Origin of the sequence: Pseudomonas morbosilactucae (assembly GCF_023241715.1) — a bacterium.
GTDB classification, from domain to species: Bacteria; Pseudomonadota; Gammaproteobacteria; order Pseudomonadales; family Pseudomonadaceae; genus Aquipseudomonas; species Aquipseudomonas morbosilactucae.
In genome coordinates this window covers 1-23,802 of sequence record NZ_JALQCW010000024.1, presented here as the reverse complement: position 1 = coordinate 23,802, position 23,802 = coordinate 1, and the positions used below count along the sequence as shown (strand labels likewise).

15 protein-coding genes and 2 pseudogenes are annotated in these 23,802 nt (G+C 65.0%); 8 read left to right on the top strand and 9 right to left on the bottom strand.

Annotation, left to right across the window (positions count from 1 at the left end):
• The 6 genes from M1B34_RS11650 to M1B34_RS11625 form a co-directional block, all read right to left on the bottom strand.
• A partial coding sequence (locus tag M1B34_RS11650) for a TonB-dependent receptor (RefSeq protein WP_425273510.1) occupies positions 1-1,291 on the bottom strand: 1,291 nt, incomplete at its 3' end.
• 93 nt (positions 1,292-1,384) lie between these two features.
• Positions 1,385-1,774, bottom strand: coding sequence for a DUF2946 family protein (locus M1B34_RS11645; protein ID WP_268265223.1), 390 nt, complete (start codon positions 1,772-1,774; stop codon positions 1,385-1,387).
• 323 nt (positions 1,775-2,097) lie between these two features.
• Complete coding sequence (locus M1B34_RS11640) at positions 2,098-4,530, bottom strand: TonB-dependent siderophore receptor (RefSeq protein ID WP_268265222.1); 2,433 nt, start codon at positions 4,528-4,530, stop codon at positions 2,098-2,100.
• 248 nt (positions 4,531-4,778) lie between these two features.
• Positions 4,779-5,726: a FecR domain-containing protein gene (locus M1B34_RS11635; RefSeq protein ID WP_268265221.1), complete on the bottom strand. Its 948-nt coding sequence runs from the start codon at positions 5,724-5,726 to the stop codon at positions 4,779-4,781.
• Positions 5,727-5,731: 5 nt separating this feature from the next.
• A complete protein-coding gene (locus M1B34_RS11630; RefSeq protein WP_268265220.1) occupies positions 5,732-6,232 on the bottom strand; it encodes a sigma-70 family RNA polymerase sigma factor in 501 nt (166 codons plus the stop codon).
• 210 nt (positions 6,233-6,442) lie between these two features.
• Positions 6,443-7,372, bottom strand: coding sequence for an AraC-like ligand-binding domain-containing protein (locus tag M1B34_RS11625; protein ID WP_123333889.1), 930 nt, complete (start codon positions 7,370-7,372; stop codon positions 6,443-6,445).
• Positions 7,373-8,322: 950 nt separating this feature from the next.
• On the opposite strand from M1B34_RS11625, the gene oxdA reads away from it, so the two are divergent.
• The 8 genes and pseudogenes from oxdA to M1B34_RS34065 form a co-directional block, all read left to right on the top strand.
• A complete protein-coding gene (gene oxdA, locus M1B34_RS11620) occupies positions 8,323-9,381 on the top strand; it encodes an aliphatic aldoxime dehydratase (protein WP_123333887.1) in 1,059 nt (352 codons plus the stop codon).
• A gap of 106 nt (positions 9,382-9,487) precedes the next feature.
• Positions 9,488-10,354 (top strand): transporter, encoded by an 867-nt coding sequence (locus M1B34_RS11615; RefSeq protein ID WP_123333885.1) that lies wholly within the window; start codon positions 9,488-9,490, stop codon positions 10,352-10,354.
• 118 nt (positions 10,355-10,472) lie between these two features.
• Positions 10,473-11,987: an amidase gene (locus M1B34_RS11610; protein WP_268265219.1), complete on the top strand. Its 1,515-nt coding sequence runs from the start codon at positions 10,473-10,475 to the stop codon at positions 11,985-11,987.
• Between the two features lie 82 nt (positions 11,988-12,069).
• The gene (gene nthA / locus M1B34_RS11605; protein WP_268265218.1) at positions 12,070-12,669 is read left to right on the top strand and encodes a nitrile hydratase subunit alpha; all 600 of its coding nucleotides are present in this window, start codon (positions 12,070-12,072) and stop codon (positions 12,667-12,669) included.
• Between the two features lie 41 nt (positions 12,670-12,710).
• Entirely contained in the window at positions 12,711-13,373 is a 663-nt protein-coding gene (nthB, locus tag M1B34_RS11600) for a nitrile hydratase subunit beta (protein WP_268265217.1), read from the top strand.
• Positions 13,370-14,575: a GTP-binding protein gene (locus tag M1B34_RS11595; RefSeq protein ID WP_268265216.1), complete on the top strand. Its 1,206-nt coding sequence runs from the start codon at positions 13,370-13,372 to the stop codon at positions 14,573-14,575. The genes nthB and M1B34_RS11595 overlap by 4 nt, the downstream gene beginning before the upstream one ends.
• An 85-nt stretch (positions 14,576-14,660) precedes the next feature.
• Positions 14,661-15,668, top strand: a pseudogene (locus M1B34_RS33735) (PAS domain-containing protein); the annotation flags it as partial.
• Positions 15,654-15,938, top strand: a pseudogene (locus M1B34_RS34065) (methyl-accepting chemotaxis protein); the annotation flags it as partial. The pseudogenes M1B34_RS33735 and M1B34_RS34065, both read left to right, overlap by 15 nt.
• Positions 15,939-15,998: 60 nt before the next feature.
• Here M1B34_RS34065 and alr read toward each other — a convergent pair.
• The 3 genes from alr to M1B34_RS11570 form a co-directional block, all read right to left on the bottom strand.
• Entirely contained in the window at positions 15,999-17,237 is a 1,239-nt protein-coding gene (alr, locus tag M1B34_RS11580; RefSeq protein ID WP_268265215.1) for an alanine racemase, read from the bottom strand.
• A 306-nt stretch (positions 17,238-17,543) separates the two neighbouring features.
• Positions 17,544-18,758, bottom strand: coding sequence for a DUF3422 domain-containing protein (locus M1B34_RS11575; protein WP_268265214.1), 1,215 nt, complete (start codon positions 18,756-18,758; stop codon positions 17,544-17,546).
• 281 nt (positions 18,759-19,039) lie between these two features.
• Entirely contained in the window at positions 19,040-23,479 is a 4,440-nt protein-coding gene (locus M1B34_RS11570) for a putative Ig domain-containing protein (protein WP_268265213.1), read from the bottom strand.
• Positions 23,480-23,802: the final 323 nt, after the last annotated feature.

The following is a 23,802-nucleotide window of genomic DNA, read 5'->3' as shown; positions in this document are numbered from 1 at the left end:
AGTCGCCCTGGATCTTGTCGACCCGATAGGCCGGGACGATTTTCAATGATTCGAACGGTTTGATCTCGGCCTGCACGTAGGCGCCGTAGGTGTCGAAATCGAACTGCTGGTCGCGGGTTTGTGCCAGTCGCGCTCGGTCCCGGGTGCGGTAGCGCTCGCTCTTGTTCTGTTGCTGTTGCACATCCGCGCCGCCTTCCAGGGCGAAGTCGTAGAGCCAGCTGACTTCAGGGCGCCAGGTCAGGGCGGTGAGGGCACCGTACTGGGTTTCGTAAGTGTCGCGTTCCTGTTGCGAGCTGGTGCGCCAGTACTGGGTCCAGCGCCGGTCGTCGAAGGTGTTGACGTAGGTTTTCGCCGACCACGCCAGGTTCTCGGCCAGGTCGGTATCGAAGTGCAGGCTGACCTGGTTCATCCGCCGCGTGCCTTTGTCGGTGGCGTTGTAACTGTTGGTCATGGTGGGGTGCCGGCGAGCGTCCTCCTCACTCAAGTAGCCGGGTTCCTGAGCCTCGGTTTCGTAGTGACGGGCGATCAGGCCGATGCGGTAACTGTCGTCGTCCGGGGTGTAGAACCATTTGCCGGACATGGAAAACTTGTCCGCCTCGGCGTGATCGCGGTAACCGTCGGCCTTCTGGTAGGCGAAGAAATAGTTCTGGGTCCAATTGCTGCTTTCGATGCCTTTGGCCAGTTGGGTTTCCCTGGTATTGAAGCTGCCGTAGCGGACCCGTGCCTTGCTGTAGTCGCCGCCGGTGCGGGTCAGCATGTTGACGTTGCCGGCGATGTTGTTCAGGCCATAGCGGGCATCGCTGGTGCCGCGCACCACCTCGATGCTGTCCAGCTCCAAGGGGAAAATCATGTCCATGTACGGCATGTTGCCGTCGTTGCTGTTGCTCGGGATGCCGTCGATCAGCAGCTTGACCGCGTTGACCTCGCCTTCGCCGTTAAAGCCGCGAAAGGAAATTTTGCCGGAGGTGGTGCCCTGGTTGAACTCGGTGAGCATGACACCCGGGGCGCGGCTGAACAGTTCCCAGCTGTAGTCGACCGGCATTTTTTCCAGGAGGTCGGCTCCCAGAATGTCCACCGAACTCAACACCCGGCTGCTGCTCAGGGGGCCGTTGTGGCTGGCGCCCTGCACGGTCACGGTGCCCAGGGTCAGGGCCGAGTCGTCGACCCGGGCGGTTTCAGCCAGGGCGCTGGACAGCGGCGTCAGGGCAAACAGGCCGCAAGTCAGCAGCGACCATGTGCAGGCAGGCAGGGGAACAACTTTGGTGTGGGGCAGGGGGGTAAACACAGGCATGACGCAGGTTTCCTGATAACCAATGACGTTGCCGGGGCGGTGACACGCGCACGCAGGCGCGCCCGACACCCGGGAATAAAGACGGGGTGGCAATCAGGCGCCGGGTGAAGCGCGAGGCGTCAGGCTGGGCCAGCGCACTCGGGGGTGCAGGGTCGGCAGGATGGGGGAGTCGAGGGCGATGTCGGCGCTGTAGCGCGGCAAAGGGTGGCGATAGTAATTGCCCGGTACGGCCGCCAGACCGCCATGGCCGCAGCAGCATTCGCCATGCTGCATCGGGCGGTTATCGGGGCGGGTGGGCAGCACATCGAGCAGGGTGTCGAAGTCGGCTGGCAGCGCCTGGGCAGCGTTGGCCGAGCAGAAGCCACCCCACAGCATCAGTTGTGCGTCCGGGGCTTGCGTGGCTCGGCTCATGGGCATGGCCAGCAGGTTGAGCAGCAAGGCCAGGCAGGCGATCCAGGGGCTGATGCGCTTGAGTGAAACCATCGACGAGTCCAGCGAGGGGGGCGTGCAGCTGTTCGAATCCGACCTTGGCCACGCCCGTTTCGGGTGCAGGCATTTTGCCTTAATCGTCCGGGCTTGAGGTCGAAAAAGCCCGCCTCTACAGGGGCAGTGGGGGCGCGACAGGATGACGCAGCTTCTGCCGGGCGCGGGTGCCCTGTGCCCAAGGCCGCGCCGGGTGGCGAGCTGTTGGAGGGCGTGTTGGAAGCAGGAAGGGAAAGGGCTGCGGCGGTCTGTCGCAGGGAGGCGTGGTAAACCGCTGCTGCCCTTGCAGCCCGCCGCCTGGCACAGCGGCGGGCTGCACGGCCTCAGTAGGCGTAGCGCAGGGTGGTCATGAAGTTGCGCGGTGCGCCGTAAAGCCCGGCCGCCGTGGTGGTGTAGTACTCCTTGTCGAACAGGTTGTTGACGTGGACCGAGGCCGTCAGCGACGGGCTGATCTGGTACTTGGCCATCACGCTGGCCAGGGCGTAGCTGCTCTGGGTGGTGGCGTAGCTCAGGTCGTAACCGGCCTCGCTCTGCCAGTTCAGGCCGCCGCCCACGGTGAGTTTGTCCAGGGCCCCGGGCAGGCGGTAGGTGGTGAACAGCTTGACGCTGTTGCGCGGGATCTCGGTGACGATGCGCCGGTCGTCATCATTGAAGCTGACGCTGTAGGAGTAGCCGCCGGTGAACTGCCAGCCCTCGCTGATTTCGCCATTGACCTCCAGCTCCACCCCTTCGCTGGTGGTGCCGTTCTCGGCCCGGTAGGCCTGGAAGCCGTTGGGCGCCAGGTTGCTGCCATCGGCGACGGCCAGGTTGTCTTGCTCGACGCGAAACAGTGCCAGGCTGGTGTTGAGGCGGCCCTCGTAGAACCCAGCCTTGAGGCCCACTTCGTAGCCGGTGCCTTCCTGCGGGTCGAGGGGCGTGCCCTTGACGTCGCGGACCGTGGCCGACTGCGGATTGAAAATCTGGGTGTAGCTGGCGTAGGCGGTCCAGGTGTCGTTCAGGTCGTAGACGAAGCCGGCGTAGGGAATGAAGATCCCCGTCTCGGTGCGGTCGGTCTTGGTGGTCGCCCCGCCGTACAGCCGGCTGGTGCTGTCGCGCTGCCAGTCCACCACGCGGCTGCCAAGGATCAGGCTGGCGGCGTCCGTCAGGTGCCAGCGCGAGGTCAGGTAGGCGGCGTATTGGGTTTCGGTCAGGTCGCTGTCGCCGACTTTGTTGAAGGTCGGCTTGGGTGCGCTGCCGTCCCAGTCGTAGATGTTGCCGATCACCCCGTTGTAGCCCGAGCCGGGCCGTTGCCAGCCACCGTAGTTGGGGGTGCCGCGTTCTTCGAGGCGCGACAGGGTGACGCCGCCAATCAGCTCGTGCTCCCGGCCCAGCAGTGGGAACGAGCCCGTCAGGTAGGCGTCCAGGTTGTCCTGTTGGGGCGTGGCCTGCCAGCGGGTCGGCATGATCACCGCGCCGGCGCCGGTCTGGGTATCGATCTCGCCGGCCATATAGGCGACCACGGTGTCGTAGTCGTTGCGGGTGTGGCTGTACTCCAGCTTGCCGCTCCAGCCGTTGTCGAAGTGCTGTTCGACGGAGGCGAACACCGTGCTCTGCTGGCGATCGTAGTAGCTCCAGTCCGGCGAGGTGTTGAACGAGCGCTTGATGTCAGTCTTGCCGCCGTCGGTGGTGAACAGCGGGAAGCCGGTGCGCATCGGCGCGTTGCTGTGGGTGGTCTGGTGGCTCAGGCCCAGGGTCAGCAGGGTCGAGTCAGTGACGTCGAATTCGGTGATGCCGTAGACCGTGGACAGTTCCTGGCTGAAGCGATCGATCCAGGCGTGCTGGTCCTTGCTGTCGGCCACCAGGCGCGCACGCACGGTGCCGCTGTCGTTCAGCGCGCCGCCGACATCCACCCCCAGGCCATAGCGGTCCCAGCTACCGGCTTCGGCGCTGAGAATCACCTGGGGTTCGCTGGTGGGCCGCTTGCGGATCAGGTTGATGGTCGCCGATGGGTTGCCCAGGCCGCTGATCAGCCCGGTGGCGCCGCGCACCACTTCCACGCGGTCGTACATCGCGGTGTTCTGGGTGTAGTTGTCCATGCGCGAGGAGGTCGGTACGCCATCGATCTCGAAGTTGCCGATGGGGAAACCGCGGGACAGGTAGCTGGTGCTGTCGGCCCCCAGGCTTTCGCGAATCACCGTGATGCCGGTGGTGGCGTCCAGGGCGTCGGTGAGGTTGTCGAGCTTCTGGTCTTCCAGGCGCTGGCGGGTCAGTACCGTCACTGACTGCGGGGTTTCCTTGATGGACAGGTTGAGCCGCGTCGAACTGCTGGACGAGTCGGTGGTGTAGGACCCGGTGCCTTCGGTGGTCGAGCCCGGGGCCTTGCCGGAGATGCTCAGGGCCGTCAGTTCCAGGGCCGTGTCGCCGAGCGCCTTGACCGGCACCAGCACATAGCCGCCGTTGCTCTGGCGCTGGGCCTGCAGGCCGCTGTTCGCCAACAGTTGGCGCAAGCCTTCCTCGACCGAATGCACACCTTGCAGGCCGGGGGACTCCAGGCCAAGGGTCTGTTCACTGGCAAATGACAGGGTCACGCGGGAGGTGGCGGCGAATTGGCTCAGGGCGCTGGCCAGGGGGCCGGCGGCGATGCTGTAGCTGAGCATCTCGGCCTGGGCACTGGCTTGGCTAGGCAACACCGCGAGTGGCGTGACGGTCAGGCCCAACAGGGCCAGGTGCACAGCACTGGCGAGGGGCCGGGCCGCTCGCAGGGAAAAACGGGGCATGAACACTTCCTTCGGTTGGCGTGGCAAAGGTGCGGCCGTTATCGCCGCTTCAGTGCTTGGCCGGATGAGAATGAAAATCGGCAACCCCCAGCATGATTTTTTGCACTACACCCGTCATCGCCGTCATCGCCGTCAAGCCGGCTCCTACAGAAAACGCGACACCCCACACCCTTGTAGGAGCTGGCTTGCCAGCGATGACTTATGTCCAGCCAACACAGATCCAGCACCCGTACGCCCATACCCACATTTCACGCCGCTTCAACGCGCACCCAATAGCGGGTCAGGTAGCGCACGCGCACCGGCAGCGAGGTGCCGAGGTTTTCCAGCAGGGTGTCGCTGTCGTCCAGGCGAAAGGCCCCGGACAGGCGCAAGTTGGCCACTGCCGGGCTGCACTGCAGGACGCCGCTGCGGTAGCGGGCGATTTCCTTGAGCAGGTCATCCAGGCGCCAGTCGACGGCCATCAGCATGCCCTGGGCCCAGGCGTCGGAGCCGGCGGGCAGGGCACTCGGCGCGTCCAGTTGATGGCGGTCGAAGCCGGCCTGCTGGCCGGATTCCAGGCGCAGCACCCGATTCGTTTCCTGCAGAGGCCGCAGTTCTACCGCGTGCTCCAGCACCTGCACCTGGGTATGCCCGGAGTCACTGCGCACGGCGAAGCGCGTGCCCAGGGCGCGCACGCTGCCTTCCGGGGTGTGCACGATAAAGGGCCGGCCAGCGGGGTCGACGGCGGTCTGGATCAGCACTTCGCCGTGGTGCAGTTGGATCTCGCGCATGCGCTCGCTGTAGCGCACATCCACGGCGCTGCCGGTGTTGAGGTCCAGTTGGCTGCCGTCGGCCAGTTGCAGGTGGCGTCGCTGGCCTTTGGCGGTGCGGTACTGGGCCATCCGCGCCGGCAGCGGGTCGAGCTCCAGCGCGCCCCAACCGGTGGCGCCGGCCGCCAGCAGCAGGCCCAGGGTCTTGAGCACCGCTCGACGCCGAGCGCGCACGCCGGCCAGGGTTGGCAAGGCCACGGCGTGAGGCAGCACGCCCAGTTGCCGCTGCAGTTTCTCGACCCGGGCCCAGGCTTGGGCATGGGCCGCGCTTTCTTCCAGCCAGGCGCGCCAGGCCTGGCGCTCGCTGTCGCTGGGCGGCGTGGCATTGAGTTGCACATACCAGGTGGCGGCGGCTTCCAAGACCTGGCGGTCGAGGGCGGCGGGCATCGGTTTCAATCTTCCACCAGCATCAGGCAATGGGTCATGGCGCGGATCATGTGCTTCTTCACCGTGGTCACCGACACGCCCAGGCGCTCGGCGGTGGCGACATAGCTCAAGCCTTCGAGTTGCAAGGTGAGGAATATGGTGCGGGTGCGCTCGCCCAGGTCGTCGAGCATGGCGTCCACGGCGGTCAGGGTTTCCAGGATCAGCAGGCGGGTTTCCGGGGAAATGTCCAGCGGCTCCGGGCGCAGCATCAGGACTTCCAGGTAGGCCTGTTCCACCGAACGGCGGCGGAACTTGTCGATCATCAGCGCCCGGGCGATGGCGCTGAGGTACGTGCGCGGTTCACGGATGGCCTCGACATTGCGCGCCATCAACACCCGCACGAAAGTGTCCTGGGCCAGGTCCGCGGCATCGCTCGAATTACCCAGCCGTGCGCGCAGCCAGCCATTGAGCCAGCCGTTGTGTTCGCTGTAGAGCCGGTGCAGCACAGGGGAGTCGGAGCCGGACATGGGAGTGATCGCAATTGAGAATGATTATTTATTATTGTTTACGGAAATAGCGCCCGCTGACAAGCCTGGGCTGAAACCCGTGCTGTTCAAGGCGCGACTGTGAAGCGGCAAGGGCGGTGGCGCAGGTGCCATTTTGAGGGGGCGGGGCAGAGGGCAGGGCGGCACGTTCCTGTGCCAGTGGGGTACGCCAGGCCGGCGACCGGGAGGGGGTCAGTTGCGGCGCATCAGGGTTTGCGGGGCGACGCCGAAGGCCTTGCGAAAGGCATGGCTGAAATGGGACAGGTCGGAGAAGCCGCAGTCCAGGGCGACCTGGGAAATGCTCCGCGCCTGACCGCGCTCGATGGCGGTGCGGCTGGCTTGCAGGCGCGCCTGCCACAACTCGGACATGGGCGTCTTCTGATGCCGGGCGAAGGCCCGGGTGACGGTGCGCGTGGACACGTGATGGGCCTTGGCGATCTGTTCGATGGACAGTTCCTGGTCGGTCAGGTGCTTGTGCATGTAGTTCATCACCCGGCCATACAGGTCACGCTCGTCGCTGAGGGTTTCCAGTTGCGGCACTTCCAGGCTCAGGGCGACCAGGTCCAGCAGGGTCATGGCGAAGCGATTGGAAAAGTCGCTGTTGTTCAGGCTGGGCGGCGCGGTGACGGCCTGGCGCAGCATCTCGCGCAATGGCGTGACCCCGGGGCGTTGGTCATCGAGCACTTCGGCGGTGAGGTTTTCCACGCCGGGCAAGCGGCTGCTGAGCAAGTGGCGCGGAATGCGCACCAGGTGGTTGTCCGTCCCGCCGAGGCTGAAGCGGAACGCCTGGGCGGCGTCATAGAGCATCAGGTTGTCGGCACCCAGCACGGCTTTGCGCCCACCTTGTTCCATCTGCCCATAGCCGCGTTGCAGAAAGCCTAGCCAGAGGTCGTCGTCCGGGCCGGTCTTGAGGTGCTGGGGGGTGCGTTCCCAGTGGTGCAGGGACGACGAGATGGTACAGATGTCCAGGGCTCCCAGGCCGCGGACGTGCAGCTGGCCATCGAAATTCCGTTCATCCATCGGCTGGCTTGCCGCCGGTATGCAGTGCCGGCATACCACTTCCTTCCAGTACTCAAAACGGTGCGGTTTGGCGACGGTCTCGGTCGAGTAATCAGTCGTCATGGGGAGTACCTCTAAAAGATTCGCTTACTGATCGTATGGCGTTACGGGTGCTGTGATGGCTGGGCCTTGGCGGTCGATCGCCAACAAAAAGCAAAACCCGGGCCATTCGGGCGCTCGCGGACGGGGGCGTCGCGCCTGCGCTTGCACAACGCCGTGGCAGACGCGTGGCTGACCCTTGTCGCAGTGCCGGAGCGCCGTTGCCCGAGTGCGGTTCGAGCCGCTGCCCCGCCGATCCGCGCCTTGGTCAGGGCTGCGGTGCTACTTAATGAGGCAATAGCGGCCCGGGAACGGGGTCAATGTGCCAAATCGGAACAGTGCCTGCGCCCGTGTACGGCGGGTTGGGGGCTGGCTCAAGGGATGTCCGTCTCAACCAACAGGTTGTCTTTTTCAGCCAAGCACAGGGGGCGCGCCCGGCATAACTTCTCTACGTCGGCATAAGTATCAACTATCCCACCGTGGGGAACGGTTATGAACTTAACGGATCGGCAAGTGTTGTCTGAAAAAATACGCGCACTTTATTGTCGAGATATTGCGCCGGAAGAGTCTTCCAGCTTCTTGATCGAAGTACTTGAAACTTACTTTGAGTGTTGGCTGGGGCAACTTTCACGCGGGTGTCGACAACGCTGGGTGCGTTGGTTTGAACCGGGTTAGGGCCCGCCGTTTTCGACCGGTTATCGCTGGAAATACGCTTGAGATCGCTGGTTCAGAGCGGTTTTTGCGAAGCCGGGTGAGGACGTGGACGCGGTCAGGCACCGGCGGTGCGCCCCCTGTTGTATTGAATGAAGTTAGATAATAAAAACGTCAAGGCCTGGTTGCGGGTCTTGATAGAAATGCAAGTTGTTTATTGACGTTCTGCCCATGAATCCAATGCCGGTCTGGATGCTCGAAGTGTGCTCTGTCGCCTTTGAATGACCGTGCAAACAATAATTATCACAACACCAGGAGTGATCATGGAATCCGCTATCGACAAACACCTCAAGTGCCCCCGGACGCTGTCTCGCCGCGTCCCCGATGAATACCAGCCGCCGTTTCCGATGTGGGTCGGGCGTGCGGATGAACAACTGAAGCAGGTGGTGATGGGCTACCTGGGTGTGCAGTATCGCGGTGAGGAGCAGCGCGCAGCGGCCCTGCAGGCCATGCGGCAGATCGTCAGCAGTTTCAGCCTGGCCGATGGCCCGCTGACCCATGACCTGACGCACCACACCGACAACAGCGGCTACGACAACCTGATGATCGTCGGCTACTGGAAAGACCCGGCCGCCCACTGCCGCTGGCTGCGTTCTCCCGAGGTCAACGACTGGTGGGCATCGGCGGATCGCCTCAGCGACGGCCTGGGTTATTTCCGCGAGATCGTCGCGCCACGGGCCGAACAGTTCGAGACGCTGTACGCCTTCCGCGACCAGTTGCCCGGGGTCGGCGCCATCATGGACAACACCAGCGGCGAGATCGAAGAACACGGCTACTGGGGGTCGATGCGTGACCGCTTCCCGGTGTCCCAGACCGACTGGATGCAGCCCAACGGCGAATTGCGTGTGGTGGCGGGCGACCCGGCCCAAGGTGGGCGCGTGGTGGTCGTGGGGCATGACAACATTGCCTTGATTCGCTCCGGCCAGGATTGGGCCGAAGCCGAGGCCGAGGAGCGTTCCCTGTACCTCGACGAGATACTTCCAACCCTGCAGGCCGGCATGGATTTCCTGCGCGACAACGGCCAGCCCCTGGGCTGCTACAGCAACCGCTTTGTGCGCAACATCGACCTGGACGGCAACTTCCTCGACCTGAGCTACAACATCGGCCACTGGCGTTCGGTGGAGAAGCTGGAGCGCTGGGCCGAGTCCCATCCGACCCACTTGCGCATCTTCGTCACCTTCTTCCGGGTCGCCGCCGGCCTGGCCAAGCTGCGGCTGTACCACGAAGTCTCGGTGTCGGACGCCAAGAGCCAGGTCTTCGAGTACATCAATTGCCACCCGCAGACCGGGATGCTGCGCGACGCCTTGCCTGCGCAAGGTTGAACCGCGCGCCTTGAAGACCGCGGGCTGCACTCAGCCCGCCCATTGACCCCTATGTCGAGCCGGCTGCCGCCGAGGCGGCCAGGCGCCCCTGTGCAAGGAATTCACCATGAACAAGACCCGTCTGCTGATGCTCAGTGCCGTTCTGCCTGCCTTGCAGGCGCAAGCGGTGGAAGTGGCCCCCGGCGACTATGAGCAATACCCAGTGGGCGCCACCATCGGCGCTATCTACTACCAGCATTCCACCACCGACTCGTTGTACGCCAACGGGCACAAGAGCAGCTCGGACTTCAACCTGACGTCCGATGTCGGCATCTTGCGTCTGCTGCACGTCTACGCCCTGAGCGATACCGTGACCATCGATCCGCAGTTCCTCCTGCCGTTCGGCCACGTGTCCAGCGGCGGCGATGCTTCGGCCCTGGGCAGCACCAGCGGCATTGGCGACTTGATTCTCACCGCGCCACTGAAGTGGCGGCTCAACGAAGCCCGCGACACCCTGAGCCTGGCGCCCTACGTGTTCGTGCCCACCGGCGACTACGACAAGAACGACCCGCTGAACATCGGCGAGAACCGCTGGAAGTTCGAACTGCAAAGCGCCTACGTCAAACATTTCACGGAAAAATGGGCCATGGACCTGGTGGGCGGTGCCACCTGGTACGGCGACAACAACGATTTCGGCCCGGCCGCCAACCGCATGGAGCAAGACGTCTCCTACGCCGCGCAAATCATGGGCCGCTACATGCCGGACGCAACCACCGCCTTTGGTATCGGCTTCGGGCGTAGCTGGGGCGGCGAGACCAATGTCGAGCGGGTCAACCAGGACAACGAACTGGGCACCACTAACTTCCGGGTGACCGCCACCAAGTTCTTCACCGCGCAAGACCAGATCCAGTTGCAACTGGGCAAGGACCTGTCGGTGGACAACGGCGCCAAGGAAGACTTCCGCATGAACCTGCGTTACGCCCGGGTGTTTTAACCCGGGTCGGGCGTCGGCGCGCCTGCCTGGGCTGGCAGTGGCAGGCACGCCGTCACCCCGAACACTTTCCAAGCCCCCGGCCTCGGGGGGTTGAACGCAATAAGGACAGGAACCCACCATGGCAATCGTTCGCCCCACCCTCGATCAACTGCTGGACATCGCCGGCCGCCTGAACATGCGGCTGAGCCACGAGCAAGCCGCTGAATACCTGGCCTTGATGCAGTCGAGTTTCGATGCATACGACCTGGTCGACGAGCTGCCGGATTTCACCCCTGCGGTGACCTACGAGCGCGGCCCGAGCTACCGTCCCGGTCCCGCGGAAAACCCGCTTAACGCCTGGTACTACAAAACCCACGTGCAGGGTGCTGCCGGCGGCAAGCTGGCGGGCAGAAGCGTGGCCCTCAAGGACAACATCTCCCTGGCCGGCGTGCCGATGATGAACGGCGCTGCGCTGCTGGAAGGCTTTGTGCCGTCGTTCGACGCCACCGTGGTCACCCGCTTGCTGGACGCTGGGGCCAACGTGCTGGGCAAGGCCACGTGCGAGCATTACTGCCTCTCGGGCGGCAGCCACACCTCCGATCCGGCACCGGTGCACAACCCCCATCGCCGCGGTTTTGCCTCGGGCGGCTCGTCCTCGGGCAGCGCCGCGCTGGTGGCCGCCGGTGATGTGGACATGGCCGTGGGTGGCGACCAGGGCGGCTCGATCCGCATCCCGTCGGCGTTCTGCGGCACCTATGGCATGAAGCCCACCCACGGCCTGGTGCCCTACACCGGGATCATGGCAATCGAAGCCACCATCGACCACGTTGGGCCGATCACCCGCAACGTGCGCGACAACGCGTTGATGCTGGAAGTCATGGCCGGCGCCGACGGGCTTGACCCGCGTCAGGCGGCGCCCCAAGTCGATGCCTACAGCGACTACCTGGAGCGCGGCGTCAGCGGGTTGCGCATCGGCATTCTGCAAGAGGGGTTCCAACTGGCCAACCAGGACCCGCGTGTCGTCGACACGGTGCGCAACGCCATCGCCCGGCTCCAGGCGCTGGGCGCCGAGGTCGAGGAGGTCTCGGTGCCTGAGCACAACCTCGCCGGTTCGTTGTGGCACCCCATCGGTTGCGAAGGCCTGACCATGCAAATGATGCACGGCAACGGCGCCGGCTTTAACTGGAAAGGCCTGTACGACGTCGGCCTGCTGGACAAACAGGTCGGTTGGCGCGAGCAGGCGGACAGCCTGTCGGCCTCACTCAAACTGTGCATGTTCGTCGGTCAGTTTGGCCTGGAGCGCTACAACGGCCGCTTCTACGCCAAGGCGCAGAACATCGCGCGCTTTGCCCGGGCCGGGTACGACAAGGCCCTGGAACGCTTTGACCTGCTGGTCATGCCCACCGTGCCGATCATCGCCCAGGCCCACCCGGCCCCCGGTTGCTCGATCAGCGAATACGTGGCCCGGGCCCTGGAAATGATCGGCAATACCGCCGCCCAGGACATCACCGGCCACCCGGCCATGTCGATCCCTTGCGGCCTGGTGGACGGCCTGCCCGTGGGCCTGATGCTGGTGGGCAAGCACTACGCCGAAGGCACCCTTTACCAGGCCGCAGCGGCCTTCGAAGCCGACGTGGACTGGCGCACGCTCTGATTCGCCGTGGGCGTCTTCGGTCATCAAGAAACCGAGCGCCCACGTGGATTTTTCACCGTATTGACCGATGAGGATTGACCCCATGAGCACCTCCGCACCCCGTGCAACCCCCTCAACGCCTGCCGAGCGGGCGCGAGCCCTGTTGCAGGTGATGAAGAACCGGGCGCTGGTTCCCGATGGCTACATCGAGCAGTTGACCCAGTTGATGGAACACCAGTGGAACCCGCAAAACGGCGCCCGGGTGGTGGCCAAGGCGTGGACTGATCCGGCGTTTCGCGAGCTGTTGCTCCGCGACGGCACGGCGGCCTGCGCGCAGTTCGGCTACACCGGCCCGCAGGGCGAATACATCGTCGCCCTGGAAGACACGCCGACCCTGAAAAACGTCATCGTCTGCAGCCTGTGTTCCTGTACCAACTGGCCGGTTCTGGGCTTGCCGCCCGAGTGGTACAAGGGCTTCGAATTCCGTGCCCGACTGGTCCGTGAAGGGCGCACGGTGCTGCGCGAACTGGGCACCGAGTTGCCTGCCGAGATGCAGGTCAAGGTGTGGGACACCACCGCCGAAACCCGCTACCTGGTGTTGCCCGTCAGGCCCGCCGGGACTGAGAACTGGAGCGAAGAAGAGCTGCAGAAATGCGTCACCAAGGACGTGCTGATTGGCGTTGCCCTGCCCAGCGCAGGCTGAGTCGCACCCCCCACAAACTTCTTGGCTTCGAGGTATTCGATATGGACGGCTTTCACGATCTCGGCGGTTTCCAGGGCTTTGGCCCGGTGCCCCATCGCATCAACAGCCTGAGCTACCAGCCGGTGTTCAAGCAGGACTGGGAACACCTGGCCTACAGCCTGATGTTCATAGGCGTGGACCAGTTGAAAAAATTCAGCGTCGACGAAGTGCGCCACGCCGTGGAGCGCCTGGATGTGCGCCAGCACGTCGGCACCGAGTATTACGAACGCTACGTCATTGCCACCGCGACCTTGCTGGTGGAGACCGGGGTCATCACCCAGGCCGAGCTCGATGAGGCCCTGGGCAGCCCGTTCAAGTTGGCCAACCCGGCCCATTCCCAGGGCCGCCCGGCCATCACCGGGCGCGCACCCTTTGCCGTCGGCGACCGGGTGCGGGTCCGCGATGAATACGTGGCAGGGCACATTCGCATGCCAGCGTATGTACGGGGCAAGGAAGGGGTGATCCTGCACCGTACCCACGAACAGTGGCCGTTCCCCGACACCATCGGCCATGGCGACCTCAGCGCGGTGCCGCAACCGACCTACCACGTCGAGTTCAAGGTCACCGACCTGTGGGGTGACGCCGCCGACGATGGTCGGGTGGTGGTGGACCTGTTCGAAAGCTACCTGGACAAGGTTCAGGACGGGCACGCGGTGGTCCCATGAGCAACCACGCGCTGCCGATCCGCCTGCCGGTGACGGTGCTCTCGGGCTTCCTCGGCGCGGGCAAGACCACCGTGCTCAACCACATCCTGCGCAACCGCGCCGGGCTGCGGGTGGCGGTCATCGTCAACGACATGAGCGAGGTCAACATCGATGCCGACGAGGTGCAGCGCAGCGTGGCGCTGCACCGTGGCAGCGACGAACTGGTGGAAATGAGCAACGGCTGCATCTGCTGCACGTTGCGCGCCGACCTGCTGGAGCAGATCAGCCAGTTGGCGCGCCAGCAACGCTTCGATTATCTGCTGATCGAGTCCACGGGGATTTCCGAGCCGATGCCGGTGGCCGAGACCTTTGCCTTCCTCGACCCCCAGGGCTTCAGCCTGAGCGAGCTGGCGCGGCTCGACACCCTGGTCACGGTGGTGGACGGCAGTCGCTTCCAGGCGCTGCTGGCGTCCACCGAAATCCTGGCCGACGGGCAAAAGCCCCTGTGCGATCTGTTGATCGAGCAGGTGGAGTACGCCAACACCATTCTGGTCAGCCGCCTGGACCTGATCGGTGAGGAGGGTTTCCTGGCGCTGCGGGCGGTGTTGGCAGGCCTTAACCCGGGGGCGCAGATCCTGCCCATGGCCCACGGCGCCATTGACCTGTCCCAGGTCCTCGGCACCCGCCGCTTCGATTTGCCGAGCCTGGCCCAATCGCCGGGCTGGATGCGCCACCTGGAGGCGGTCGATGAGCCGCCCTCAGAGGCCGACAGCTACGGTATCGCCTCCTGGGTCTACCGCGAGCGTGCACCGTTTCATCCCCAGCGCCTGCTGGACTTTCTGCAACGGCCTTGGGCCAACGGGCGACTGCTGCGCAGCAAAGGCTATTTCTGGGTGGCCAGCCAGCATCTGCACATTGGCTTGCTGGCACAAAGTGCCGGGCAGTTTTTCTGGGAGTCGGTCGGCCGCTGGTGGGCCTTTATCGATCAGGCGCAGTGGCCCCAGGACGGGTATCGCCGGCAGGGGATCCAGGCCAAATGGCACGACATCGTTGGCGATTGCCGCCAGGAACTGGTGTTTATCGGCCAGGGCCTGGACCTGGAGCGCCTGCAGCGTGAACTCGACGCGTGCCTGTTGAGCACCGAGGAGATCCTCGCCGGCCCACAGGCCTGGTCCGGGTTGCCCGGGGCGGCCGCCTTCCAGCCGCCCCAGGTAGCGCCCTGAGCGGCTGCCCTGCGCTCAGGCGTTATGGACCCTTCACCGGTCACTGTGACCGGCCATCACAACTTCATGGATTCAGAGGTGCCGTATGTTGTTTTTCAGTGCAAGGCCCCGCCGGCTGTTGGCTGCTTTGGCCAACAGGCTGGAGCAACCCGACACCCTCGACACCGCCGAGGCGCCTTTGGCGTCCACCGAACCGCTGCTGCAGCGCATTCTGGGCAGTGTCGAGCGCCTGTTCAGCGAGCGTCGCGAGCTGCATAAACAGGTGCAGGAGTTGAGCCACGACGTGCAACAGTTCGCCCCGCGCATCGCCGAACGTGAGGCCCAGTGGCAGCGCCTGGAGGCCCGTTGGCAATTGGCCGCGCAGGGCGCCGGTGCGTTGTTCTGGGAACTGCAGCACGGCGCTAGCACGGCCCCGGATGCGGCCGCGCCGCTGTGGTGGTCGAACCCGGCACAGATGCCCGAGCAGTTCGGCCTCTGGGGCCAGCGCCTGCACCCCGACGACCGCCAGTGCTTCGTCGATGCCCTGGTCCGGCACCTGGCCGACCGCAGTGGCCGCACACCCTTTGCCCTGGAGGTGCGCATGGTGCTGGGCGAGGGTGACCACCGCTGGTGCAGTATCAGTGGCGAAACCCGTCGCGACGCCCAGGGCCAGCCGCTGGCCAGCGCCGGGGCCTTGCGCGATATTCATGAGCGACGCTTGCAGGACGATGAGCTGGCCCTGGCGGCCACCCGTTTCGAGGTGTCCCGGGAAATGCTCCACGACGGGCTTTGGGACATTGAAGTGGTCGCCGGCGACCCGGCCAATCCGCAGAACGCCATCTGGTGGTCGTCGCAGATGCGCCGTCTGCTGGGCCATGCCAATGCCGAAGAGTTCCCCAACACCCTGGATGCCTGGACCTCGCGCCTGCACCCCGAGGATCGCCAGCGGGCCATCGCTGCCTTTGTCGCCCATGTCGATGACCGCAGTGGCAAGACGCCCTTTGACGTGGACTATCGGCTGCGCCACAAGAACGGCGAGTACCGCTGGTTTCGCGGCCGTGGCCAGACCCGGCGCGCGGCCGATGGCTCGGCGCTGCGGGTGGTGGGCGCCATCACCGACATCCACGCGAGCCATGAGGAGGGCCAGTTGCGTGAAGCCCAGGAGCGCCAGCACCAGACCATGCAGGGCAACCTCACCAAGCTGACGCAGATCGTCGCCGCCATCCAGGGCATCGCCAACCAGACCAACCTGCTGGCGCTCAATGCGGCCATCGAGGCCGCTCGCGCCGGGGAGGCCGGGCGAGGGTTCGCCGTGGTCGCTGACGAAGTGCGTAAGTTGGCCACCCGCACCAGCCAGGCCACCCAGCAGGCGGCCGACATGATCGAAGGCTACTGATCATGTCTGCGCCCAGGGCGTGGTGCGGGTGGCCTGCGTGACCGAGGGTTATCTGGATTTGAGGATTTTCGGGTTGGAGTTGCCCCAGATGGTGTAGAGATCGGCCAGCAGGGCGCCGTTGATGGTCTCCAGCTCACCCTGGGTGATTTCTTCCTGGTCCTGCTTGCCGTACAGCACCACCTCATCACCGGCCTTCACCCCTTTGATGCCGCTGACATCGACCATCAGGGTGTTCATGGTGACCTTGCCGATCACCGGCGCCCGTTGCCCGAGGATCAGCACCGAGGCCTTGTTCGAGAAGGCGCGGCGGTAGCCGTCGGAGTAGCCGGCCGGCACGTTGGCGATCAGCGAATCCTTGCTCAGGGTGTAGGTGCGGTCATAGCTGATGGTGCTACCGGCCGGGTAGGCATTCACCGCGGCCACCCGCGACTTGAACTGCATGACTCGCTTGAACTCCTCGTGGCCGCCCACCGGATAGCCGTACAGCGCGGCGCCCGGGCGCACCATGTCGAGCCAGCCCTCGGGCACTTCCAGGGTGGTGAAGGTGTTGGCGCAGTGCAGGGTAAGGCGGCTGCGGTCGAGCTTGGCGTGCTCGATCAGCCACCCCGATTGCTGCTTGAATGTGGCCAGGCCCTTGAGCACGTCCTCACGTTCTTCGACCGGGAAGTGGGTCATGATCCCCACCAGGTTCAGGTGCTTGAGACGGGTCAGCTCTAGGGCCTGTTGTTGCCCCTCGGGGGTGCTCATTTCCAGGCCGTTGCGGCCCATGCCCGCTGAATTCAGTGCTAGGTGAATCGTCAGGCTGCGGCCTTCGCGAGAGGCCAGTGCGTCAAGCTCGCGGGCCACCTGCAGGTTGCCCACCAGTTCTTCGACGTTGTAGGGCAGGGCGCTGGCGACTTCCCCCAAGGTGGTGCTGCGCAGGCGCAACAGCCGGCCCTTGAAGCCTTTGTCCCGAGCGACGCGGGCTTCTTCGTTGCTGGTGATGCCGACACAAGTGATGCCCATCTTGATCGCCGAAGGGATCAGCAAGCCGATGCCATTGCCGTAGGCGTCGGCTTTCATCACCGCGCAGATCTGGCTCTTGCCCGCCAGGCGCTGTTGCAAGGTGGCGATATTGCTTTCAAAGGCCGCCTGATCGATTTCCAGCCAGGTGTTGTTTTGTTCCGGCAGGCTGTCGGCGCGGGTCTGCCCGGGCGCCAGGTCCAGCAAGGGGGCGGCATTGGCGGCCGGCATGATGGCCGTCATGGCCAGGGAAAGGGTCAACGCACTGAGCATGAAACGAGGCATAACGAGTCTTCCATTCTAGGGAGGGAGGAAGCCCCGTGCCGGGGATCAGGGCCGCGGCCAGATCCATCGGGCACCGAGCGAACAGCCGTGGAAGTCTCTGGCAAAACGCGGGGGTGTTTATGTGGTGCGAACGGCCGCTGGCAGCGGATGACGTTGTTCAGCGGTGGCAAACGACCGATTGCGCAACCGCTGCTGTCATCCCCAGGGCCTGCACAACAACAGGGCGTGAAACACCCCCCGCGCAGCCTGCCGACAGCCCCCGCCTGGCTGTTGGCCGCCGCGCTCGACGCCGGCCGGAGCGCGCCGTCAGTGCGCCTTGACGTGCCGGATGCGCATCAGAATCAGCACCAGGATGGCGATGGCCAGGGGCGCCATGGCCAGCATGGCCTCGCGGGGAGCGATGTCGACGCCCAGCAGGTGCACGCCCGAGTACACCAGCTTGAGCAGGTTCAGCAGGTAGTAGGTGATGGCGATGATCGACAGGCCCTCCACCGCGCGCTGAATCTTGATCTGGGCATCGGCGCGGCTGTTGAGGCTGTTGAGGATGTCCGAGTTCTGTTCTTCCATTTCCACTTGTACCCGAGCCTGCAGCAGGTCGCCCAGGTTGGCCACGTTTTTGGCCAGGTGTTCCAGGCGCTGTTCGGTGGCGGCGCAATAGCGGACGGTGGGCTTGAAGCGCCGCTCGATAAACACCCCCAGGCGTTGGCAATCGCCGACGTGGCTTTCGCGCAGTTCTCCCAGGCGCTCGAACACCAATTGCGCATAGGCCTGGGTGGCGCTGAAGCGGTGACGGGTCTTGGCGCCGCTGCTGACCACCTGTGCCGACAGGTTGGAAATGTCCGCCAGCAACCCTTTGGCGTTGCCACCGGCGGTGTCGGCATTGCGTTCCGACAGGCTCACCAGGGTCTGCTCGTAGCCCTCCAACTGCGCGCTCAGCGCCTTGGCCGTGGACAACGACAGCGAGGCCATCATCCGATAGGTCTCGATCTCCAACAGGCGGCGGATCATCCGGCCCTGGCGATAGGCGTTCAGCCGGCGATTGACGAAGAGCAAGCGGTTGCTGCCGTCTTGGTCCAGGCGAAAGTCGCTCCAGACCACCGCGTCACCGCCGCCCACGCACGAGCCGCAAGGGTCCTTGAAACCGTAGTGGGCGAGGTCCAAGTCTTCTTCACCGCGCACCACGATCTGCACACTGTTGATGATCTGCTGCCGATGGGCCTCAACGTGGCGGGCCAGGCACTCGGGCAGGGTGGCCCAGGCAAGGGGCTGGGCGCTGGCAGTGATCACCAGGGTCAGGGTGAAGAACTCACCATGGCGCTCCCATTTCAACGGATGGCCGTCGAGCTGGGTGATGCCTTGGGCGGCGTTTGGCTCGAAGGCGGCGCAGCAGGCCAGCAGCAGCGCGTTGCAGGCCTGCTCGCCGCCGAGGAAGGCCAGGTGAAACACATGGGCCGGCTCGTCGAAGTACAGCGACGGGCGGGCGTGGAGTTCGTTGTGCAGGGCGGTTCTTTGCGGGTGCATGCGGTCTGGGCCATGTTGGTCTTGTTGTTGGCGCTTGCGATCACTGCCTGCAGGCAGTGATGGGCTGTTGTTGCTGTGACAGGTCGATGCGCGGTCAAGTCACGTGCCGTGAGCCGGCGATTTTTCTCGGCGCGGGCTGTGCCTTGGTGCAGGGCCGGGTGAGCCTGGGTGAGCGGAAAAAAAACACCCCGCGGACGCTGGGCGTTCGCGGGGTGCGAGAGAGAGGCTTGGGTGGATCGCTGCGCCGCCGACCCAGGGCCGGCGGCGCAGTATCGGTGGCGTTAGAAGCGTCCGTTGACGCCCAGGCGGAAGGTGTCGCTGCGCTCGTCGGAGCCCAGGGCGGTCTTGTAGGAGACGCCCATCTGCCAGGTCGGGCCCAGGTTGAAGTCCACCCCTAGGTCGAGGTCGGCAAAGTTGCGGTCCAGCGGGTCGGGTTTGATCCGGTACAACTGGCCGGCATCGCCCTGGTCGGTGTAGCGCATCTTGAAGTCGCTGCTGCTGCTGAAGTTGTGCCCCCAGGCCAGGCCGACCCGTGGTGTCACGATCCCGATCGGGGTCATCAGGTCGTAGCCGGTGCGCACGCCGAGGAACGAGGTGTAGTTCTGTTGGCGCTGTTCTTCATAGGACAGGCCATACACCCCGCCGCCGCTTTCACGGTAGGCGTCCAGGCGCGTGAAGCTGGCGTTGAAGCGCGCGTAAGGCGTCAGCGAGATCGGGCCCTGGCGGTATTCATAGCTGCCGGTGAGCGAGGCGAACAACTGGTCGGCATCACGCGAACCCCGCGCCAGGTCACCGGCGGCGGCATCGCTGACGTAGCGGCGCGAGTCGAAGGAGATGCGGTTGTAGCCCAGCAAGCCGTCGACGAACACCTGGGGCGCCAGGTTCACGCTCAGGTAGGTGGCGATGGCGATGGCATTGCCTTCGCTGCGGGTGTCGTTGTCGCCGATGTCACTGCGGTCGTTGCCATAGCCGATACCGACACCGGCAATCGCCTTCGGCGACAGGCGATAGTCGACGCCGGCGCTCAAGCCCAGGGTGGTGAAGCTGTTGTCCCGGGCCCCACGGGCGTGGGTCGAACCGCTGTTGACGAAACCGTCGGTCCAGAACGCCACGGCTTCCTGTTGGCAACCTTCTGCGGCGCTGGCGGCCGCCTGGCGTTTCTCTTCGGCGGTTTTGTTGGCCGAGCCGTTCAGCTCGTTCTGCACGGCTTTGCCGATCTCCTGCAGCGGCACGTCCTTGCCGTCTTTGCTGATGCTGGCATTGAACGAGTTGCGGTCGCAGGACATCCGGTGCAACTGCTCCAGGCGCCGGTTGAAGTTATCAATCTGGGTGCTGGCAAAGCGTTCGGCAGCCCGCGACTGGGCGTTGAGCAAGCCGAGCACTTCCGCGTCCTTGGAAGGGTCGGGACGTGTCTGCACGGTGAAGGCAAAGGTGCCGTTGGCGCTGGCGCCGCTGTTGCTGCGCAGGGTGAAGGTGACGACCGCGGTGCCGGCGAAGGCGGCCGCAGGTACAAAGCGCAGTGAGTACGGCCCGACCATGGTCGCGGTACCGGCCGATGCCGGGCTCACCGACACCAGCAGCGCGTCGATGAAGGGGCCACCGGTGGCGCCTTGGGTCAGGTCAACCGTGGTGGCCTGCCCGGCCACGATGATCTGGCTGGAGGCCGGCACGGTGATCGGTACGGCGGCGATGGTGATCGAGTAAGGCTGGCTGCCGGTCGCACCGTTGGCGTCGGTGACGGTCACGGTCAGGTTGCTGGTGCCGTCGGTGGTCGGGGTGCCGCTGATCACACCGGTTGAGGTGTTGAGGCTCAGGCCGGTCGGCAGGCTGCCGCTGGTGATGGCGTAGGTGTAAGGCGCGCTGCCGCCGGTGGCGCTGAGGGTGGCGCTGTAGGCGCTACCGGAGGTGCCGGCGCCCAGGGTGGCCGGGGCCACGCTCAGGGTTGGAGCGCTGACGGTCAGGCTGACCGTGGCAGGGCTGGACGTGCCGCTGGCATTGGTGGCGGTGTAGGTAAAGCTGTCCGCCCCGGAGTAACCGGCGGTTGGCGTGTAAGTGATGCTGGTGCTGCTGGCCGTGGCGCTGCCATGGCTAGGTGCACTGCTGACCGCGACGCTGGTGGCGGCGCCACCGCTGAGGTTCAGGGTGATCGGGTTGGCGCTGCTGTTGGCGGCGACCGTAGTACTGACCGCACCAGCAACGGGTGGGTTACTGCTGACGGTTACGCTATAGGCCCGAGATCCCGTTGTGCTGCTGGCGTCTGTGGCGGTGACAGTGAAGTTGTAGGTGCCGGCGCTGGTCGGTGTGCCGCTGAGGATGCCGCCTGTGCTCAACGTTGCGCCAGTGGGCAAGGTGCCGCTGGTGATCGTGAAGGTATAGGGCGCAGTGCCGCCGCTGGCACTGAGGGTGTTACTGAAGGCCGTGCCCACCGTGAGGTTACTTAGGGTGGTAGGGCTGACGATGATGGTTGCTGCGGCGACGGTTCCACTGTAGCTGCGCGAGCTTGTCACGCTGTTGTCGTCGGTGGCGGTCACGGTGAAATTGTAGGCGCCGGGGTTGGTGGGGGTGCCGCTGATCACACCGGTCGAGGTGTTAAGGCTCAAACCGGCCGGCAGGCTGCCGGAGGTGATGGCGTAGCTGTAGGGCGCGGTACCGCCGGTGGCACTGATGGTCTGGCTGTAAGCGCTGCCGGCGATGAACGCGGACAAGACGCTCGGGCTGATGCTGATGGTCGGTGCAGACACGGTGATGGAGATGGTGGCCGGGCTGGAGGTGCCGCTGCCGTTGCTGGCGGTGTAGGTAAAACTGTCCGCCCCGGAATAGCCGGCGGTTGGTGTGTAAGTGATGCTAGTGCCGCTGGCGGTGGCGCTGCCATGGCTGGCTGCGCTGCTGACCGCGACGCTGGTGGCGGCGCCGCCGCTGAGGTTCAAGGTGATCGGGTTGGCGCTGCTGTTGGCGGCGACTGTGACACTGACGGCACCGGCGACGGGCGGGATGCCGCTGATGATAACGCTATAGGCGCGTGCTCCCGTCGCGCTGTTGGCATCGGTGGCTCTCACGGTGAAGTTGAAGGTGCCGGAGGCTGTCGGTATGCCGCTCAGCGTACCGGTCGATGTGTTCAGGCTCAGGCCGGCCGGCAGGCTGCCGGCGCTGATGGCGTAGGTGTAGGGCGCGGTACCGCCGGTGGCGCTAATGGTTTGGCTGTAGGCGCTGTTCACCGTGCTGTTGGGTACGTTTGTTGGGGTGATGGCCAGCGTCGGGGCGCTGACGGTCACCGTCACGGTGGCCGAGTTGGAGGTACCGCTGGCGTTGGTGGCGGTGTAGGTAAAGCTGTCTTGCCCGGAATAGCCCGCGGTCGGGGTGTAAGTGATGCTGTTGCCGCTGGCAGTGGCGGTGCCATGGCTGGCTGCGCTGGTCACAGCGACGCTGGTAGAGGCGCCGCCGCTGAGGCTCAGGGTGATCGGGTTATTGCTGCTGTTGGCGGCGACGATGGCATTGACGTTACCGGCGATGGGCGGTGCGACGTTGATGAGAACGCTATAGGCGCGCGCTCCTGTTGCGCTGTTGGCATCGGTGGCTTGCACCGTGAAGTTGAAGGTACCGGAGGCTGTCGGTGTGCCGCTCAGGGTGCCGGTCGATGTGTTCAGGCTCAGGCCGGCCGGCAGGCTGCCGGCGCTGATGGCGTAGGTGTAGGGCGCGGTGCCGCCGGTGGCGCTGATGGTTTGGCTGTAGGCGGTGCTCACCGTGCCGTTGGGTACGGTTGTTGGGGTGATGGCCAGCGTCGGGGCGCTGACGGTCACCGTCACGGTGGCCGGGCTGGAGGTGCCGCTGGCGTTGGTGGCGGTGTAGGTGAATGTGTCTTGCCCGGAATACCCGGCGGTTGGCGTGTAGGTGATGCTGGTGCCGCTGGCGGTGGCGGTGCCATGGCTGGCTGCACTGGCCACGGCGACACTGTTGGCGGCGCCGCCGCTGAGGCTCAGGGTGATCGGGTTGGCGCTGCTGTTGGCGGCAACCGTAGCGCTGACCGGGCCGACGGTGGGCGCTGGCACGGCATAGGTGTAGGCGTTGGTCCGTGTTGCGCTACCGCCGGGGGTGGTCACCGACACGTTCACGATACCTGCGGCATGGGCCGGGGTGGTGGCAGTAATGCTGGTGGCGCTGTTGATGGTGTAGCCGGTGGCTGCCGTTCCGCCAAAGCTGACGGCCGTTGCGCCGGTCAGGTTGGTGCCGGTCAGGGTGACCGAAGTGCCGCCTGCGGTGGTGCCGGTGGCGGGGGCGACTGCCGTCAGGGTGGGTACGGCGGAGCCGGTGACCACCAGGGTGTAGGTGGCAACGCCGGCTTGGTTCAAGCCGTCATTGAGGGAAATACTGAAGGTGTAGGTACCCGCCGTGGTCGGCGTACCATGCAGTGTCGTCGTGGCGCTGCCCGGGGAGGCGTCTAGGGTCAAGCCTGCTGGCAGGCAGGGGGTGATGCCGTCGTAGTCAGGGTCATCAATGTTACATTCCGCCCACTGATCCAGAGGCATTGCGCCACCGCTCGAGGTGATGGTGATGCTCATCGACTGGCCGACCGCGACGGATGGCAGAGTACTGCCTGAGGCCGGACTGGTGATCGTCGGAGCCGCTAGGGCCTGGCTGGCCAGGGGCAAGGTGAGAAACAGCAGGCAGACGGCGGCCAGTCTGCGTGCCAGCCGGGCACCACGGGTGGTGAGCATTGTTATCATTTTGAGGCTTCCTGCCGTACGACCCGTCTTGGGTTCGTGTCCAGCTTTAGTGTCGATGATTGGCTGATGGACACAGACAGGAGGCACGCAGAACTGCGGCTTGCTGTGAGAAATCATATTGCCATCACAGAAGGTAGAAAGTTATAGGTCAAGAATCAATTTCAAAGCGTGTCGTTCGTCGAATAAATAATTGGTGGGGGTGGGCTACTCCGGATTGGAGCGGGCGGCCGCTGCATCTGTAAATAGAGCCCGTTGTCAGGGCCGGGCTGAAAGCCGAGCCGCTGATACAGCCGCAGGGCCGGGCTGCCGTGTTCGACGCTGAG